The organism is uncultured Lacinutrix sp. (assembly GCF_947500325.1).
Lineage (GTDB): Bacteria > Bacteroidota > Bacteroidia > Flavobacteriales > Flavobacteriaceae > Lacinutrix.
Genome location: NZ_CANMRQ010000082.1, coordinates 1 through 630, shown reverse-complemented (window position 1 = coordinate 630; position 630 = coordinate 1). Strand labels below are relative to the sequence as shown.

Below are 630 nucleotides of genomic sequence, written 5' to 3'. Positions count from 1 at the left end.
ACGTTATGCACAAGTTGACGAAACCGAATGAAAGCGCAAATTGAGAAACATAAAGTGAAAGGAAAAGTTTACGCTTGGACTTATAAAGACAATAACCGAAATTATCCAGGTTGGAACTTTACGGTTGACTTAAAAGCGAGCGAAAGTCTCTCGGAATTATTGAATTTAATGTCTGATTGCGAATGGTCGACTAAAAAGAAAATAACGACCGAATTGCCAACTCAAGCGCAACTGAACGTGCCGAATAACCAAAACGGAATTGCTAAATGGAAATCTAAACCGAATCTGACTCTAAATTGCAAAACGTCTGAATCGGAAAACCATTGGCTGATTAAAGAACTTGATAACGGAATTGAAATTCAGTTCGGAAAAGAAAAACTGACTGAATTACAAAACGCAATAAACGGAATTCCAAAAGGGAATGGAGATTTTGCAATTTCAGACCAAAACGAGGAGAATATTTTGTACTTCTGGTGGAATTTAGAAAAATAAAAAACCAGTGCATAACACAGTATATAAAAAATTGCTGGTTTTGTGCTTAAATAAAGGCCGTTGCACGTTTGCTATGTCTGAATTTCCTTCGGAAATTCCTCGCACGCAAACCCGCAACTTCTCATATACTAAACCGTT

Annotated in this window: 1 protein-coding gene; it reads left to right on the top strand. The window is 36.8% G+C overall.

What is annotated here, in order from left to right:
- Positions 1-27 precede the first annotated feature (27 nt).
- Complete coding sequence (locus tag Q0997_RS20265; protein ID WP_299892540.1) at positions 28-492, top strand: hypothetical protein; 465 nt, start codon at positions 28-30, stop codon at positions 490-492.
- Positions 493-630: the final 138 nt, after the last annotated feature.